This window comes from Enterococcus villorum (assembly GCF_007990225.1).
GTDB classification, from domain to species: Bacteria; Bacillota; Bacilli; order Lactobacillales; family Enterococcaceae; genus Enterococcus_B; species Enterococcus_B villorum.
The window spans coordinates 92,709-108,137 of record NZ_BJWF01000004.1 but is presented as its reverse complement, the minus strand read 5'-3'; the positions used below and the strand labels follow the sequence as shown (position 1 = coordinate 108,137).

14 protein-coding genes and 2 pseudogenes are annotated in these 15,429 nt (G+C 35.2%); 13 read left to right on the top strand and 3 right to left on the bottom strand.

Annotation, left to right across the window (positions count from 1 at the left end):
- The 7 genes from EVI01_RS03405 to EVI01_RS03375 all read left to right on the top strand — a co-directional run.
- A partial coding sequence (locus EVI01_RS03405) for an LPXTG cell wall anchor domain-containing protein (RefSeq protein WP_146811527.1) occupies nucleotides 1–415 on the top strand: 415 nt, incomplete at its 5' end.
- Nucleotides 416–1,123: 708 nt separating this feature from the next.
- A complete protein-coding gene (locus EVI01_RS03400) occupies nucleotides 1,124–1,477 on the top strand; it encodes a hypothetical protein (protein WP_010751682.1) in 354 nt (117 codons plus the stop codon).
- Nucleotides 1,443–2,111, top strand: coding sequence for a WxL domain-containing protein (locus tag EVI01_RS03395; protein WP_010751681.1), 669 nt, complete (start codon nucleotides 1,443–1,445; stop codon nucleotides 2,109–2,111). The genes EVI01_RS03400 and EVI01_RS03395 overlap by 35 nt, the downstream gene beginning before the upstream one ends.
- Nucleotides 2,112–2,154: 43 nt before the next feature.
- Nucleotides 2,155–2,874, top strand: a complete 720-nt coding sequence (locus EVI01_RS03390; RefSeq protein WP_010751680.1) for a WxL domain-containing protein — start codon at nucleotides 2,155–2,157, stop codon at nucleotides 2,872–2,874.
- A 10-nt stretch (nucleotides 2,875–2,884) separates the two neighbouring features.
- Nucleotides 2,885–3,892 (top strand): WxLIP family cell surface protein, encoded by a 1,008-nt coding sequence (locus tag EVI01_RS03385; protein WP_371859409.1) that lies wholly within the window; start codon nucleotides 2,885–2,887, stop codon nucleotides 3,890–3,892.
- A gap of 8 nt (nucleotides 3,893–3,900) precedes the next feature.
- Nucleotides 3,901–5,628 (top strand): hypothetical protein, encoded by a 1,728-nt coding sequence (locus EVI01_RS03380; protein WP_010751678.1) that lies wholly within the window; start codon nucleotides 3,901–3,903, stop codon nucleotides 5,626–5,628.
- A gap of 377 nt (nucleotides 5,629–6,005) precedes the next feature.
- Nucleotides 6,006–6,947, top strand: a complete 942-nt coding sequence (locus tag EVI01_RS03375) for a GHKL domain-containing protein (RefSeq protein ID WP_261766387.1) — start codon at nucleotides 6,006–6,008, stop codon at nucleotides 6,945–6,947.
- 50 nt (nucleotides 6,948–6,997) lie between these two features.
- Here the strand turns inward: EVI01_RS03375 and EVI01_RS03370 are convergent, their stop codons facing one another.
- Nucleotides 6,998–7,735 (bottom strand): LytTR family transcriptional regulator DNA-binding domain-containing protein, encoded by a 738-nt coding sequence (locus EVI01_RS03370; RefSeq protein WP_010751676.1) that lies wholly within the window; start codon nucleotides 7,733–7,735, stop codon nucleotides 6,998–7,000.
- A gap of 154 nt (nucleotides 7,736–7,889) precedes the next feature.
- Between EVI01_RS03370 and EVI01_RS03365 the strand changes: the two are divergent.
- The 4 genes and pseudogenes from EVI01_RS03365 to EVI01_RS03350 form a co-directional block, all read left to right on the top strand.
- Nucleotides 7,890–8,135, top strand: a pseudogene (locus tag EVI01_RS03365) (hypothetical protein); the annotation flags it as partial.
- 163 nt (nucleotides 8,136–8,298) lie between these two features.
- Nucleotides 8,299–8,496, top strand: coding sequence for a hypothetical protein (locus tag EVI01_RS14000; protein ID WP_025480680.1), 198 nt, complete (start codon nucleotides 8,299–8,301; stop codon nucleotides 8,494–8,496).
- 18 nt (nucleotides 8,497–8,514) lie between these two features.
- Nucleotides 8,515–8,694 carry a hypothetical protein gene (locus EVI01_RS03355; protein ID WP_010751674.1) on the top strand — a complete coding sequence of 60 codons (180 nt, stop codon included), beginning with the start codon at nucleotides 8,515–8,517 and terminating at the stop codon, nucleotides 8,692–8,694.
- 144 nt (nucleotides 8,695–8,838) lie between these two features.
- On the top strand, nucleotides 8,839–9,087 hold the full coding sequence (locus EVI01_RS03350; protein WP_025480679.1) for a hypothetical protein: 249 nt from the start codon (nucleotides 8,839–8,841) through the stop codon (nucleotides 9,085–9,087).
- Between the two features lie 153 nt (nucleotides 9,088–9,240).
- On the opposite strand, the gene EVI01_RS03345 is transcribed toward EVI01_RS03350, so the two are convergent.
- A complete protein-coding gene (locus EVI01_RS03345) occupies nucleotides 9,241–10,764 on the bottom strand; it encodes a helix-turn-helix domain-containing protein (protein WP_010751672.1) in 1,524 nt (507 codons plus the stop codon).
- 192 nt (nucleotides 10,765–10,956) lie between these two features.
- Here EVI01_RS03345 and EVI01_RS03340 point away from each other — a divergent pair.
- Together EVI01_RS03340 and EVI01_RS03335 are read left to right on the top strand one after the other, a co-directional pair.
- Nucleotides 10,957–12,986, top strand: a pseudogene (locus EVI01_RS03340) (VWA domain-containing protein).
- A 106-nt stretch (nucleotides 12,987–13,092) separates the two neighbouring features.
- Nucleotides 13,093–13,977 carry a diacylglycerol/lipid kinase family protein gene (locus EVI01_RS03335; RefSeq protein WP_010751668.1) on the top strand — a complete coding sequence of 295 codons (885 nt, stop codon included), beginning with the start codon at nucleotides 13,093–13,095 and terminating at the stop codon, nucleotides 13,975–13,977.
- Nucleotides 13,978–14,425: 448 nt separating this feature from the next.
- Here the strand turns inward: EVI01_RS03335 and EVI01_RS03330 are convergent, their stop codons facing one another.
- Nucleotides 14,426–15,118 carry an N-acetylmannosamine-6-phosphate 2-epimerase gene (locus tag EVI01_RS03330; protein WP_010751667.1) on the bottom strand — a complete coding sequence of 231 codons (693 nt, stop codon included), beginning with the start codon at nucleotides 15,116–15,118 and terminating at the stop codon, nucleotides 14,426–14,428.
- Nucleotides 15,119–15,429 lie beyond the last annotated feature (311 nt).

Below are 15,429 nucleotides of genomic sequence, written 5' to 3'. Positions count from 1 at the left end.
TACGCTAGACACAACCAAAATACCAGAAAATGCAATAGGATTTTTTGGAGAATCTACTCAAATAGTTACTTACAGTTATACTAAAATTTTGATGCTATCTAAATCTAAAGGAGAAACATTAACCTATACGGATCCAACAGGTCAAAAAATTTATGAAACGCCAGTGTTAAAAGAAGAAAATAATGAAGCATATAATCATCCCGCCTTACAGATATTAAATAAAAATATTGTAGAAACAGGATACCCATTAACGGAACTAGTTACAAATAAAACAGAAGTAGCGACTAATTCTATAAAAGCTACGACAGGTGAAATTTTACCAAAAACCAATGAAAAAAATAGCAGGCTTTCAATTGCTTTTGGACTAGGGCTAATCAGTTTTGCAGGCTGGTTACTTTTGAGAAAAAAATCATAGACTATCAGAAAAGTTGATGGTGCCATCTGGATAGAGCTCGTTGGTATACGTATTATATTTAAATAGTACAAAGAATCTTGAAATGCTGAAAGAATGCGTTTTGAGATTCTTTTTTTATATCTGTAGACAATTCAACTATATATGTTTTTTTCAAACAAGTTGATTGGCTAAACAAATTTTCCAAATATTTGTGACAAATTTTTCTGATTAAAGACACAAAAATGATTTAGGTAATTGTTCACTACCAAATGGATGGAGCAATAATGAAAATGACTCAAGAATATAGAGAGCTTTTTATATGGACGATAGATAGAAATATTGATTCGTGTGTTATGGGAAGTGATTAGAAGTGAAGTTAATTGATAACACTAGAAACGAAATGAGAAATATTGTTAACAACTTCACTAAAAAATCATAAAAGTTTGACTATTTTAGCGAAATAGCGAATACATCATAACTAGCATTTGTGCAATTAATCATTTTAGAGAAAAACAACTAGAGAGAAAGCGTAGAAGGGGATCGTGTGTATTATTCTAAAAGCAAGATTTATTTTATAAAATTACATAAGTTTTTAAATAAGCGCTTTCAATATAAAAAATGAACAAAAAAAATTCGCTATAATAACGTTGATCTGGATTGTAATAATTATTAATTGATTGGATTTTTAGTGTGAAAGGGCGGATCAAGAGGAAGATGGGAGGAAGAAGAGTGAAAAAAATCAGAAAGTATTGCCCTTTTGTAATAACAGTTCTACTTTTTTCTCAGGTAACAATAGGATTTGAGCAACAGACCTTTGCTTCGATGGAAAAAAGTAGTGTAGGGATCACATTTGAGGGGAATATTTCGCCAAGTAACTTAGAGAACCAGACACACACAACAAATCAAGAGCTTCAGAGCGATCAGGGACAGGAGAGTTATCCAGCAACAAATGAAAGAAATAATCCAAGCATGATCACAACTGGTTGGCTACTTATCATAGGAAGTTTAGTGTGCCTCAGTTGGATGAATAAAAAAGGGAGACAACAAAATGAAAAAAACAGTTTTAGTAGCCGCTTTATATAGTGCCATTCTTATGGGAGGGACTGTGTCTGTACATGCAGACAATGATACTAATGGAAAAAGTACCGCAAAAATTGGGTTGAAACAACAAGATCCTGATGATCCAATTGATCCAATCGGACCCATTGACAATGATGATACACCAGACAATTCGAATGACCCAACAGGCAATACTGGGATTCTTCGGGTAGATTATATTTCAAACATCAATTTTGGGGAGCAGACCATTTCAGGAAAAGTTGAAACCTATAGAGCTTCTACACCGAAATTGCGAACGGAAGCACAGGTTTCTGACTTGCGAGGATCAGGCGCTGGCTGGCATCTTCAAGTAAATTATGATACAGAAAAACCAGGGTTCGTCACAACGAACAACCAAGTATTGAAAGGTGCAGAATTAACGTTTCCAGCTGGAACCACCAAATCAACACAGGATAATCAATCTGCTCAACCCGTAGCCAACACGGTAATAGTAGGAAATGAGGCCCAAAATATCATGGATGCTACATCTATGACTGGTTTAGGTACTTGTGTTGATGACATGAATACACAAGACATCACTTTGAAAGTTCCTTCAGGAAACATGCAAGGGGATTACACGGCAACACTTGTTTGGACACTGACAGACGCACCAGCGTAGTTTGATTAATACATTGAATAAATGATCTATGAGGAGAAGAAAAATGAAAAAATCACTAATTTATACTGCTACAATTACTTTACTTTCAACGTCTATTTTAGGAGGTCTTCTTGTTAATGCGGATGAACAAGGAGATGGCGCAAGTTCAACAGCAAAGATCACTTTTACAGGTGGAAACTCGGATCCCAATGGTCCAGTTGATCCAGACCAACCAGATCATCATGTAGATCCAAGCGACGATGTTGATCCAGATGATCCGGACAATCATGGTACAGGCGACAATGGTCCATTATCCATTGACTACGTATCAAATATCACATTTGGTACAAAAGAGATTGCAACAGGCAGTCAAGTCTATCATGCAGTAAATGCTACTCCTCATGTGCAAATTACTGATAAACGTGGGGTAGAAGGAGGTTGGACCTTAACAGCAGCTGCATCTAAATTTACCGCATCAGACCAGAGTGAACTAAAAGGGGCTGTTTTATCTTTCAAAAATGGGGACGCCCGTACAAGTTCAGATAATATAAGCGCAAAACCAGAAGTAAACAATGCGATTGTTTTTGATAACGCAGAAGCAAAACCAGTAATGACTGCAACTAGTTTAGCAGGTCAAGGCACATGGGTAGATGTCTTTGAAGGTGACGAAGGTAATAATGCCAATGTGCAATTAGCTGTTCCTGCTGGTTCAGCACAAGCAAAAGAATACACGGCAACGATTACTTGGACATTAACGGCCGGTCCAACAAGTGCAGATGAATAAAAAGCTAGGAATGAAACAAGTTTTTATTGTCTTGGCAGAGGTTCTCATACTTTTTATTCCCTTTACAAGCTACGCTGATTCAACCGATTCAGCGTACAGTGTAAGTGCAAATATCCCTGAATTTCAAGTAAATAAAAACTTGTCTTATTTTGATTTGCTATTGTCACCTAAGCAACAAGAAAGTTTTTCGATTCATTTGGCAAACGATGGACAAAAAGAAGCCACCTACTTGGTTGATGTCAACAATGCGGCTACCAACAGTAATGGGGTCATTGATTATGGACAAACAGAGTTAAAAAAAGATCCTTCAGCCACATATGTACTTAATCAGTTAGTGTCACCGAAAAACCAAGAAGTCACATTAAAAGCTGGCGAAGAAAAAGATGTCACCTTTCAAGTAGCGATGCCCGATAAGTCTTTTTCTGGAATCATTATTGGAGGAATCCATATCAGCAAAAAAGACAACGAAAGCAAAAAACTAGAGGGTACAGCCATTCGAAACAAGTATGCGTATGTGATTGGTGTAAAATTCCAAAATAAGACCAATGCTGTCGCACCTGACTTGAAATTGCGTTCGGCAAAGCCAGGTTTGCAAAATTCGTATACCACCATTTTTGCGAATATCCAAAATCCAAAACCCACGATCATCAGTAAGACAACGATTGATGCAAAAATCACAAAAAAAGGCTCAGAAAAAATTCTTTATGAAACGAAAAAAAATAACTTATCTATTGCACCTAACACCAATTTTGATTTTCCGATTAGTTTAGAAAAACAAAAAATCGCAGCTGGAGACTATACAGTAACCATCGACGCAAAAGAAGAAAATACGAATAAAGCTTGGCATTTGACGACAGATTTTACAATTAAAGCGGACAAAGCAAAAAAAATCAATCAAGAAGCAGTGACTGAAAAAACAGACAACTCATACTTAATGATCGTAATGGGCATGGGGAGTTTGCTTGTGTTGATTATTCTATACTTAAGTTATAAATTACTTAAACAAAAAAGTAGGTGAAAACGCTAGTGGGCACAAAAAAGAAACCATCAGCTGTAATAGGTGCGTTTTTGGTAAGTCTTTTATTTGCTTTACTGACTTTTACTGTAAATGTTTCAGCAACAACCTATCCTGATCGAACAGAAGCAACGATTTTTGGCGGGCATGTCAAAGCGACACTTACTTATAATAAAGACCGCTCGCCTCATTACACAGCTGTCGGAGACACCATCACAGTTACAACGACTTTGGAAAAACTAGATGATATACCCTTAGAAGAGGAGTTTAACCAAACATCAATTATTACTTTATTTCCGGATAAAACGCAAGGACTTGCTTTAAAAGGAGAACCGACATTTACTTTTACAAATAAAAAAACAGGGATGACAGATCAAGGTAAATTTATTGATCCATCAAGAGAAATTCCTAGGAATATCCTCTTATTTTTTAATCTTGAAGGAAAGATTTACTATGAAGACACGGTAACCTATGATGGACGTATGACAGAAATCCCGGTAGATAATTCTGAAAGCAATGATGGTGATTATGAGGATACCTACGCTTTATACAATCTTTTAATCAATCAAGGAGACAAGGTGGTTCTTTCTTATCAATCAACAGTAACCCCAGCTGCACTGGATAACAAAGAATTCAGTTTGCACACGGCTGTCTATGACAGTAGTATCGGTGATTTTAATGCGGATTCATTTTTAACAGTTAGAATGCCGACTATCCAGCAATTATCCGTTGTTTTTGATGAAACATCAAAAAACAAACAAATTGAAGTGAAAGATGCTGATTCTTACAAAACAGTCCTGACAGGTACTTGGGATGGGGCAATTGAAGACTTACATCCTGAATTGACGATTAATGGCAAGAATGTAAGCATTCCAGATGGGAGTTTTAAGGAAGATAATACGTTCAGTATCCCGATCGACTTGACAGACATAGGGAAAATTGGCGATAATCAGGTGCACATCAAAATTTCTGACAAGAATGGTCAACTAGCTGATGACGATGCGAATATTACCTTGATTCAAACCAATATTCCGCCAAAATTAAAGCTTTCTGATCAGATAGCAAATCAAACGGTTAAAGTCACACCAGCTACCCAAATTTTCAATATCAATGGACATTGGCAAGATGCGGATAGTGAAACGGTTAGTTTGTATTATCGCTTGAATGGACAAAAAGGTCCCTTACAAGAAGGGATAACAAACCAACAGAAAAATGAATGGACGGAATTTTCACGTTCGATCCCACTAAATGGTCTACATCAAGGGGAGAATAAAGTAGAAGTGTATGCAATGGATTCAGAAGGCGCTGTTTCGAATCCAGAAAATGTGACGCTTGATTTGGAACCTGGAACCGTTCGATTTAAAAACATTGTTTCAGAAATTCTTTTCCAAGCATTGTCAATTGCTGGAAAAACTGAGCATTCTCTGACGCAAGAAGCAGTCAATGTGTTAGTAGAAGATACGACAACAGACCATAATTGGACACTGGCCGTTCAACAAATTACACCATTTGCCAATAATGAAAAAGTACTTCCAGCTTCGTTGTATTATCAAAATGGTATTAAGAACCAGCTTCTTACTAATAACGGACCGATCACATTACCGACTGCTAAAGAAAATGAGACAGATTATGCATTATTACAAGATGACACTCATCGTTTTGATTTGACTGTTTATCCAGGTGCTTATGTTGGTGAGTATCAATCAGAATTAGAGTGGACCATTGTCAAAGCACCATAATGAATAGGAAGGAAAAGCAAGCAACTGTTTTTCCTTCTTTTTTGCTATGATACATGTAAAGGGAGTGGAGATAGCCTGTAATGAGTATTGTTAGTTTTATTATAGTTGGTTATTTAAATTTGATTATTTGTAACTGGGTATTGTTTAGAGGGAAAACTCGTCATCGTTTTTCTATTTTCTATTTGTTACTATTTGTTATTAATTTAATTTTTGTAAGATATACCTTGTACTTTTTCTTTCTTATTTATGGAGTTCAGTGTTATTTTATCTATCTTTTAGTTAATAATTTTTTTCTCAGTATGATGCTTAATAACCTTTTGTTGAGTATCAATGGTTTTTCTTTTTTTCTCACTTTTGATCTTCCTCGGTATTTAGGAATGTTCAATATTTTTGTGTATGCTGTTTTTGAAGTATTGATTGCCACTTACCTGTTTTATTATATGAGTTTATTGGATAAAAAATACCACATTTTTGATTACTTTAGTGGATATACGAAAAAGTTGAAAGGACTAACCATTTTTTCGACAATTTTAATGGGGATTTTATATGTTATGCATTTCACGTTCAATTTTTATTCTTTAGATTATGTTTTAACCTCGATTATTTTGTTGCTTTATCATCTTTTTTATACCGTTTTATTTGTGGTTTTTGTTGTTTATCAAAGAAAGTTTCAGCTTTTAGAGTCTTATTTGAAAGATAAACAGGAAACATCTACTTATTACGCTAAACTTGATGAATTTCGTCATGATTATTTGAATTACATTGAAGCGTTAGAATATAGTTTGACCAACAAAGAAGTCGGGGAATCTTTCTCCATGTTGGAACATCTTAAAAAATATTCATTAGAAATCATTGATGATGCTAGGCATGACCCGGTGAAAAAAATCAATGATTCAGCGATTCGAGGATTATTGTATGATTTTATAGAAAAAGCTGATCGAAAAAAATATCCTTATAAAATCACGGTATTAAATCCTGTAACAGCTATCAAACTAGACTATATTGATTTGATCCGTCTATTTTCGATTGCATTGAACAATGCGATCGAACACTATGACTCTGAAGTTACCACTTCGATAGATATCCTAATTGATCAGACCTCAGAACGGTTTTATTTTAAGATAGGGAATCCCGCAAAAATGAATGGGGTTAGTTTAAAGGAAATGTTAAAAAGAGGTTATTCTTCTAAAAAAGGTGGCGGTTTGGGTCTTTACAACTTCTCAAAAATTATTGAAAAATACACAAATGCTGACTATCAAGTCACCTATGTCAAAGCTTCTGCTACGTTTGAGCTGGAATTAATCATTTACGAAACTTGATAAAAAAATGCGCTTTAACCAGATAAAAAAATGGTTAAAGCGTATTTTTATTAGTTTAGATGCGTAATATAGCTTAATAATTTTTTGATACTTGTGGAGCTAAGAGGCAGTGTTTCCCTATTTTTAAAAATAACTTCCATCGTTTGTTTATCAATCTCTTTAATATTAAAGGGATTGATAGAAAAACTTTTTAAATCATTAAAATAGTTATATTTTTCAAATTTGTGTTTGATATTTTTCATTTTATCGTGGATGATAAAATTTTCATGCACACCACAAAATTCTAAGCAAGAACGTGCGCCAGGAATAGTTTCAATATAATTAATTTCCTCAGGGTCCACCAAAAATGTTTTTCCAGTGCCAGACAATTCTATGATTGTGGACGATTGTTTTTGATTTTTGAGATGAGAAAGCAGCTTTTGTTCAATAGTAGTAAAGACTTCGGTTAAATTTATTTTGCTTAAGTAACAATCGGGACGAATTTGATGGTTGATAATTTCAACACCCCGCGTATTATCATTTGATAAAAAGATAATAAAACAATCTGGATTGAATGCCCTTATTTTTTTAGCAAAGTCAATGCCAGTATGGAGTGTTTTCAGATCAATATCAACAATGAAAAAATCAGAAGAGGAAAAAGAATACGATTCCAATTCTTTATAAATGGTTTCCAGTTGATCCGATGGAAAGATATGGACATCAATATTTTGCAGGAGTTCATGTTTCTCATGTTCTTTTTTAAACAGTTCTTGATGAAACAAGTTATCTTCAATGTAATAGATTTTCATCCACTAGCACTCCCAAAGTTATATTTTCTGTAAATAGTATAACAGATTATCTTGGGTGTTTTAATCGCTGAGTTTAAATTTTTTCTTTTTTTAGTTGGGAGTAAGCATTTCTATCTCTCCTTTTAAGAGATGCATATGAACGATAAAATCTGCTTTTACTAGGTTTCTGATGTGTGGAGCAGAATCAATCTTGTTAATAGGAATGGATTACGTACTCACAGTACCCAAAACATTTTTGAGGGAATATGTAGAAGAAGTAGACAACCTAGGTGACGACTGGTACACGTCTTTAACTGATTTTTTAGATACTTACACTTACATTGACACAGAAGAAATCCAAAATGAACTTGACCGCAAACGAATGTCGTACCAACGATTTGAAAGAAAAAAAGATCAATAATCATTTATACCGAAAAGTGGAAATGTATGAAATAAGAACAAAAAACTTGAAATTAAGGGAATGGTTCTTATTTCGCACCAATCGCACCAACCGCCCCCGTCGCTTAGGTGGTGTGAAATAAACGGGCAAAGCCTGATAACCTAAGCTAAAGAAGAATGTCCATATGAATAAAATCATTCCTCTATTGTTAGTACTTTTTGTTGGTGAAATACTTATGCGACATAGTGCAGCTGTGCAGTTAAACTTCGTAGTATTTTTCGGAATACTGGTATTTTGTTTGGTCTTTTGGCGGTTTGTGTTAGCTCTTGTGAGTCTAATATTCAAGGTGATCGCAACCGTATTCTTCATAGGATTATTTTGATGAAAGGAGAGAGTACCAATGCCAATTGCAATAGGAAATAAACGGTTACCCGTAACATTGGATGAAAAGAGACAAGAAGAATTGCAACAACTCAAACAAAAATACAGTAAAAGTGAGTCTAGGATCATGTGTATTGCGTTAGACCTATTGATTGCCCCAAAAAAAGCAGGATTTGAAGTGCCAGCACTAAGAAAGTGATATCACTTTTTAAACAATGGAAAAGATGGAGATAAGATGAAGAAATTATTAGCGCTCGCTGCAGATGCAAACGATGCGTTAAAGAATAGAAATTATAATAAAGGGAATTAGATAGATATGATAAAATATCATTGTAGAAAGTTTGTGGCGGTTTGGCAAATCCAATTAGAGGAGCGTGGTGCCTATGGGCTTACTAGCTTATTGGTCAGTCTCTTTAGAAAGGAAATGCCTGATTTGTTCTCATTGGATCAAATCATTGCTATTATCGGAGTAGCAGCAGTAGTAATTACTGCCGTAGCGAAAGCTAGCGATTCGATTTTGGCTTGGTTAAAGTTCAAAAAAGCACAAAAAAATAGAGCCGTCTCAACTTTTGGCGAAGTAAACGGACTCTAAACCTGATCAAAAATGCCATCCGCTTTGAACGGACTATACATTAGGGGGCTATGTTAGCGCATAGCTCCTTATTTACTTATAGTGTATCGTAGATAGAGAAAAAAGAAAAGGATTAAAGGTTGGTTTTATTTTAAGAAAACTGTTCTTCATAGGTCACGTTTTTTCTTTGTCTATCAATTTCTCGATTTCTTGTTTAATGGCTATTAAGTCGGTTAAGCTAACTTGGGCATTGATCAAGACAATCGGTATTTTTTCTTTTTCAAAAGTTTCTGTTAATGGTGTAGTACTTAAACAAATATCAGGGCTCTCGTTTTCAAATTGTCTACGAATATCCAGATGATAGAAGCTTTGGAAAGAAGTTTCGATTCGTTCTTTGATGTTCAATGTCAGAGAAAAAGGCAAATCGGTTTCTAATTTTATTTTTATTTTTTTCATAAACGTTGTGGGCGGTGTGATCAGCGACCAAGCAACGGCAACATGTAAAGCGAGTCCTTTTTGTTTTGGGACATTGGTCGAATAGATGCCGACTTGATTTAAAAGTTGTTGGGAACGTATCAAAAGGTTAGGAAAGTTATACGAAACATATTGGTACAAGTTATAGCCTGTGAGTGTATGAATCGTTTCACCGAAAACTTCAACTGAAAGAATCCCTGTTAAGATTGTTTGCAAGATCAAACTCCTTTTTTCAAAGGTTAAAAGCTGGGGATCGTATTCTTCAGTTAATAAGTACATTATCCTTTTTAAATAAGAACGTTCTTGTTTACTTGTTGGCTGGAAAATAAAATAATCGGTTAATTGTTCTTTTGAAAATGAAACATCTAGATTTGACTGGAGCCATAAAAAGATAAAGTGACTTTCATTTTCTTCAAGTAAAAAATATTCACGAAGTTCATCGTTTAATTTTCTGGATACTGGAGAATCTAGGTCTGTTAACTGATGAAAGAGTGCAAGATCATGCGGTGTTAAGTCAGGTTTTAAAGATAAACGATCGCTAGGGATTTTTTGTCCTTTTCTAAATCGTAGAACGGACACGGCTAAGACGTAAGTAGTAATTTTTAACTCAATTTCACTAAAAGGAATCGTATGTGCTTCATAAAATTCTCTCGCAATCGTTTCACATTTTCTTTGAGAAATACCAGGGAATGGCCAATGTAGTCCTGAAAAAGTTCGCCAAAAAAACGCGACCATGAAATAACGAATACGAGGTTCATCACCAATCAAATAAAGAGACCCTTTCGTTGTTTTTAACGTAAATCCTAATGGTTTTAAAATAGACTCTAATTCATAACAACGTTTGCGTACGGTCGATTCAGATAAGTAGTTTTTATAAGCAAATTTGGTGAGGTTGACTTTATTTTCAAGTAAAAGCGTTTCGAACAAATGAAAAAAGGGATTTGCTTGTAATATTTCACGGATCAAGACTTTATAGTCGGTCTTTGTTCCAACAAATTTATAACCACGTCCATGCTTTGTTAGGAAAATTTGGTTATGATTTCCCTGTGGAGTTAAAGAGATATTCACTAAAGAATCATAGTATTTATAAATAGAACGTCGATCCATGCTTAAAGCTTGACTAATTTCTTCGATTGTTACAAAGCGTTTTTGTTTATATAAGTACCTTAAAAGGTCTATTTCTTTTTTTGCCTCATTCCCAAAAAATTCGTTAAATATTTCCATCAGTGTGACACCCCACGAAAAAATTTTTTATCAGGCTCATCTTATCATAAAAGACGGATTTTATTGTATTGGAAATGTTCAATTTCTTGCCCGCTTGAACAACGTAAAGCATTTATACTTTCTATTGTTGTAAATTTACGTAGGATGATATCAATAAGGAGTGGGGATATGAGAAAAATTAGAGAGAAATACATGCTGTTGGCGATTTTAATTTTTGGTTTGATTGTTCTTTTTATAGGACTTACAGCAAAAGTTTCATTTGCACAGACTTATGATTTTAACTATACCGATGCAAATGGCCAGTACTTAACCAATGGTAAGAGTGAAGGCAATACCCACAATTAGGCACCGGAAGCTAGTTTTGATGAGGAAAATTACGTTAATTATGGCGATAAAGCGTCTGTGAAAAAAAGTGTCAAAGAAACAGAAGCTACACAAGGTTTGTTTGATGTGACTTTAGATGTGAAAGGGAATCAGATAGGTACGCCAATTGATTTAGTGTTAGTAATTGATTATTCTTCTTCTATGAACGGCGAAAAATTAGTTAATACTTTAAAAGGATTACAACAATTCGAATATGAGTTGACTGATTCATTAGCTAATGGAAATATCCGCGTGGGAATCGTTGCTTACAATCGTTTTGTTTACACAACAAATGGGTTCTCAACAGACACGGATTACTTAGAGAATTTTCTAAAAAATACGGCTGAATCTCATTCAGGTACCTTTATGCAAAAAGGATTGATGGCAGGACAACGAATGTTATTAGAACAAAGTCGTCCTGAAGCCGAAAAAATACTGATCCATATTGGTGATAATAGCGCAAATAGAAGCTATCTGCCCACTGTAGGAGCAACTGAATATCCAAATAACGGAGAAATTATGGATTACAATGGTTATCACACTGCTAATTATGTCCAAGATTTTCAAACCAATTCTGAAAAATATTATACGACAAGTAGTAGCTCATCGGATGCTAATGCGATTCCAGTAAGTAGTTCAGTGGTGACAGATGCGACATTAGGGACGATTGTGTCGATCAAAATTCTGGATTTCTGTGTTATTCAATCGCTACAGCTCCTTCTGCAAGAGGAGAATATATTGGCCGAAACATTGCATCAGAACCACAAAACTATTTGACGACAGATGAAAATCTTAGTGGCTTAGGTTCAGCATTGACAGAAATTGCTAATCATATAGATAAAACAATTCCTAATGGCACAATCACCGATCCAATGGGTGAAAATATTCTTCTTCAAGGTGCTGGTTCATTCGATGAGCAGGCGTATCAATTGATTGGGTGGCGTAAAAATGATCAAGGCGTTTGGGAAAAAGCAGAAGATGTATTGGATAATGTATCAGTATCTGAAGTCAATCAGACAATAACCGTTAAGAATATCGCTTTAGGTGCAAATGAACGGATCACACTGACTTATCAGGTGCGTTTAAATACAGAAATGGCTAATTTTAAAGGAGAGACTTGGTATTTGTGTAATGGTAGGACAACCTTAGCTCCTGAAAGTGGCGAGGAATTGCTTGACTTTCCGATTCCTTCAATAAAGGCACCAGTCATTGATTTGCATCTTACGAAAAAATGGGAAAACGTGCCAGCCTCCGAAATTCCAGAAGCGATTCAATATGTGATTCATAGAAATAACGTCGTTGATCCAGCGAATTGGCAATCTTCGGATATCCTTTCTCTAACTAAGCAAGTAGGTTATCAAGCGATACTGAAAGAAATACCAGTGGAAAACAAAAACGTTGTTTTACCGAAATACAATAATCATGGGGAAGATTTTATTTACCAGATAGAAGAAGTAAATGTGCCGGATGGATTTGAAAGTACGTTATCTAGTGAAGGAAATACCTTTGTTTTAACGAATACGAAAAAAGAAACAGAACCAAGTACAGCAGAACCAAGTACAACAGAATCAAGTACAAAGGAACCAAGCACAACCGATTCAAGCATTGTAGTGTCAAATATAGAGGGTTCTAATCAGACGAGCACAAGTACGATGATCGGTATCACAGTGAACACAAGTACAGTTGATTCAAGTATGAGTGAGAAAAATGAACCATTGAGAATTGCTTCCAATCAATTAGAGGATTCTAAAGAAGGTCAATTACCCAAAACAAATGACGGACAGTCTTCTTTGCCTGCTTTTTTGGGAACAATCCTTGTAGGACTAACTGGTTGGTACTTTATTAGAAAAATAAGTTAACATTTCACATTATTTCTCAGGATGTCTATAACTAGATGTTCTGAGTTTTTTTGTGCTATAGTTTAAAAAACAAAGCAAATAATTTAAATAGAAGGGATTAAATCGGATGAAAAAAGCGTTGTTGATCGTCAACCCCAGTTCTGGTGGAGAACAAGCAAAAGAATATGAAAAACTAGCCTATGAAAAATTAGAAACAATGTTTGATGAAGTGGTTGTGTTGCATACCAAAAAAGCAGGAGATGCGAAAAATTTTGCTCGTGAAGCAGCAGTGGATAATTACCATAGCGTATTTGTTATGGGAGGAGATGGTACAGTCAATGAGGGAATCAATGGGATAGCTGAACAAACGCATCGACCAAATTTTGGTTTTATTCCGATGGGTACGGTCAATGATTTAGCACGTGCTTTGGGGATTCCGCTAGCACCTAAAGAAGCCATAAATCATCTTTCAATTGATTCCACTCAGCCATTAGATATTGGTAAAATCAATGATCAGTATTTTATGAATGTCGTTGCAATTGGAACGATTCCTGAATCAATTAACGATGTTGATCCAGAAAAGAAAACAAAATATGGTAAATTTGCTTACTTCATTTCGGGTATGAAGCAATTGGTGGGTAACCAATCGTATACATTTCGGGTAAAGATCGACGGTCAAGAAAAGCAGATTGAAAGTAGCACCTTATTGATTGGTTTGACTAATTCCATCGGCGGATTTGAAAAATTGATACCCAACGCAAAGGTAAATGATGGGAAATTACACTTTGTTTATTTAAAAGATTCTTCGTTTATTGATACACTTAAAACATTGCCTGATTTATTAAAAGGTGTGGATACATCAACGGAGCATCTTGCTTATCAAACTTGTGAAACCATCGAAATCGCTTTAACAGAAGAAGAGGAATTAGCCACCAATGTAGATGGCGATGAAGGCGAAAAATTACCAGTCACGTTGCAAGTTTTGCCATCACATCTAACCATTTATTGTTGAAAAAGGCAGAATAAGGGAAATCAGCCAATCACTTTGAGGAGATAAAAGGCACAAAAATAGACCTTTCCTCATTTCTCCTTATTTTTTAAATAAAAAACTTTTGAAAATAGGTATCTAAATAATCGTATGAAGCGAAGAGAAAAAAAGAATGCAAGGCATATCTGTTGAACTCAAAACAAAGATTGTTCAAAGGTTTTCATCTGCAACAATCCGTCCAAACAAAGGAAAAATATGAGGAGCTATTTTAAAAATTTATTTCTTATTTGCTCGGAGCTGACCGTGGCTTTCATGACCTCTTCACATAATTGGCGGAAGTTGAAGAAACTTCTTCAAAAAAATAAGGGGAAATTCATAAAATTTTGTAAAGCCATTTTTGAAGGATTCCCCTTATTTTATCGAGGCTAAAACTTTTGTTTCGGCTTCTTTTTTAGTGTGAAAATCTGTTCATTTATTGCTTTAACGCTTCAACAAAGCGTTGGGTGATCTCTTGGGGACGGGTAATTGCGCCACCTACGACAATGCCAGCAACTCCTAGTTTTTTGATTTGTTTTGCTTGTTCAGGGGTATGAATTCTGCCTTCTGCGATAACACAAATTCCTGCTTGGACTAGTTCTTTGATTAATTCAACATCTGGCCCTATTTGTGGCTGACGATCTTCTGTATAGCCACTAAGGGTCGTACCTACAAAATCAACCCCTGCTTCATACGCATTTTTTCCTTCTTCAAACGTGGCAATATCGGCCATCAATAATTGTTCTGGGTATTTTTCTTTGATTTGTGCGATAAATTGATTGATCGTTAGACCATCATGCCGTTTACGCAAGGTACAATCAAGGGCAATGACTTCCACGCCAGTAGCGACGAGTTCATCAATTTCGCGCATTGTAGCGGTAATAAACGGTGCTTCTGGTGGGTAATCTCGTTTGATGATGCCAATGATCGGTAAATTCACTTTTTCTTTGATTTCTAAAATGTCTCGAACGGAATTTGCACGAATGCCAACCGCTCCAGCTTTTTCAGCAGCTAAGGCAAAATAAGGCATCAATCCGCCTTCTTCTGAATAAAATGGTTCTCCAGGTAAAGCCTGACAAGAGACAATCAATCCGCCAGCAATGGTTTCTAAAAATAAGTGCTTATTCATTCTACGCAACTCCTTTATTATTGTTTCTTTTTATCAAGTGATGGAAATGCCATTTTGTCCCCTTCAAAAATGCAACTGATGAACAAATGGTTCTTTTTATTTTTTAAAAGATGTTACTCTTATATCATTGTCGGAGTGATAAGAGTGGCTGTTTTTTGAAGGAGTACTTTATGGCGCTTTCAAAAATAGTGTAGCGATTAAGTGGCAATTGAGCAAGTCAGAGTGATGAAAGATAAAAAAAGGAAAATACAGATATTTTACATAAAAAAACAAAAGTTCTTGATTTTTCTTTTATTTTTGTATATGATTTT

Coding starts and splice junctions, on each gene's coding strand:
- EVI01_RS03375 (WP_261766387.1), top strand. CDS start 6,006: ATGTTCAATATTTTTGTGTATGCTGTTTTTGAAGTATTGATTGCCACT.
- EVI01_RS03370 (WP_010751676.1), bottom strand. CDS start 7,735: ATGAAAATCTATTACATTGAAGATAACTTGTTTCATCAAGAACTGTTT.
- EVI01_RS03390 (WP_010751680.1), top strand. CDS start 2,155: ATGAAAAAATCACTAATTTATACTGCTACAATTACTTTACTTTCAACG.
- EVI01_RS03385 (WP_371859409.1), top strand. CDS start 2,885: ATGAAACAAGTTTTTATTGTCTTGGCAGAGGTTCTCATACTTTTTATT.
- EVI01_RS03395 (WP_010751681.1), top strand. CDS start 1,443: ATGAAAAAAACAGTTTTAGTAGCCGCTTTATATAGTGCCATTCTTATG.
- EVI01_RS03330 (WP_010751667.1), bottom strand. CDS start 15,118: ATGAATAAGCACTTATTTTTAGAAACCATTGCTGGCGGATTGATTGTC.
- EVI01_RS14000 (WP_025480680.1), top strand. CDS start 8,299: ATGAATAAAATCATTCCTCTATTGTTAGTACTTTTTGTTGGTGAAATA.
- EVI01_RS03335 (WP_010751668.1), top strand. CDS start 13,093: ATGAAAAAAGCGTTGTTGATCGTCAACCCCAGTTCTGGTGGAGAACAA.
- EVI01_RS03345 (WP_010751672.1), bottom strand. CDS start 10,764: ATGGAAATATTTAACGAATTTTTTGGGAATGAGGCAAAAAAAGAAATA.
- EVI01_RS03355 (WP_010751674.1), top strand. CDS start 8,515: ATGCCAATTGCAATAGGAAATAAACGGTTACCCGTAACATTGGATGAA.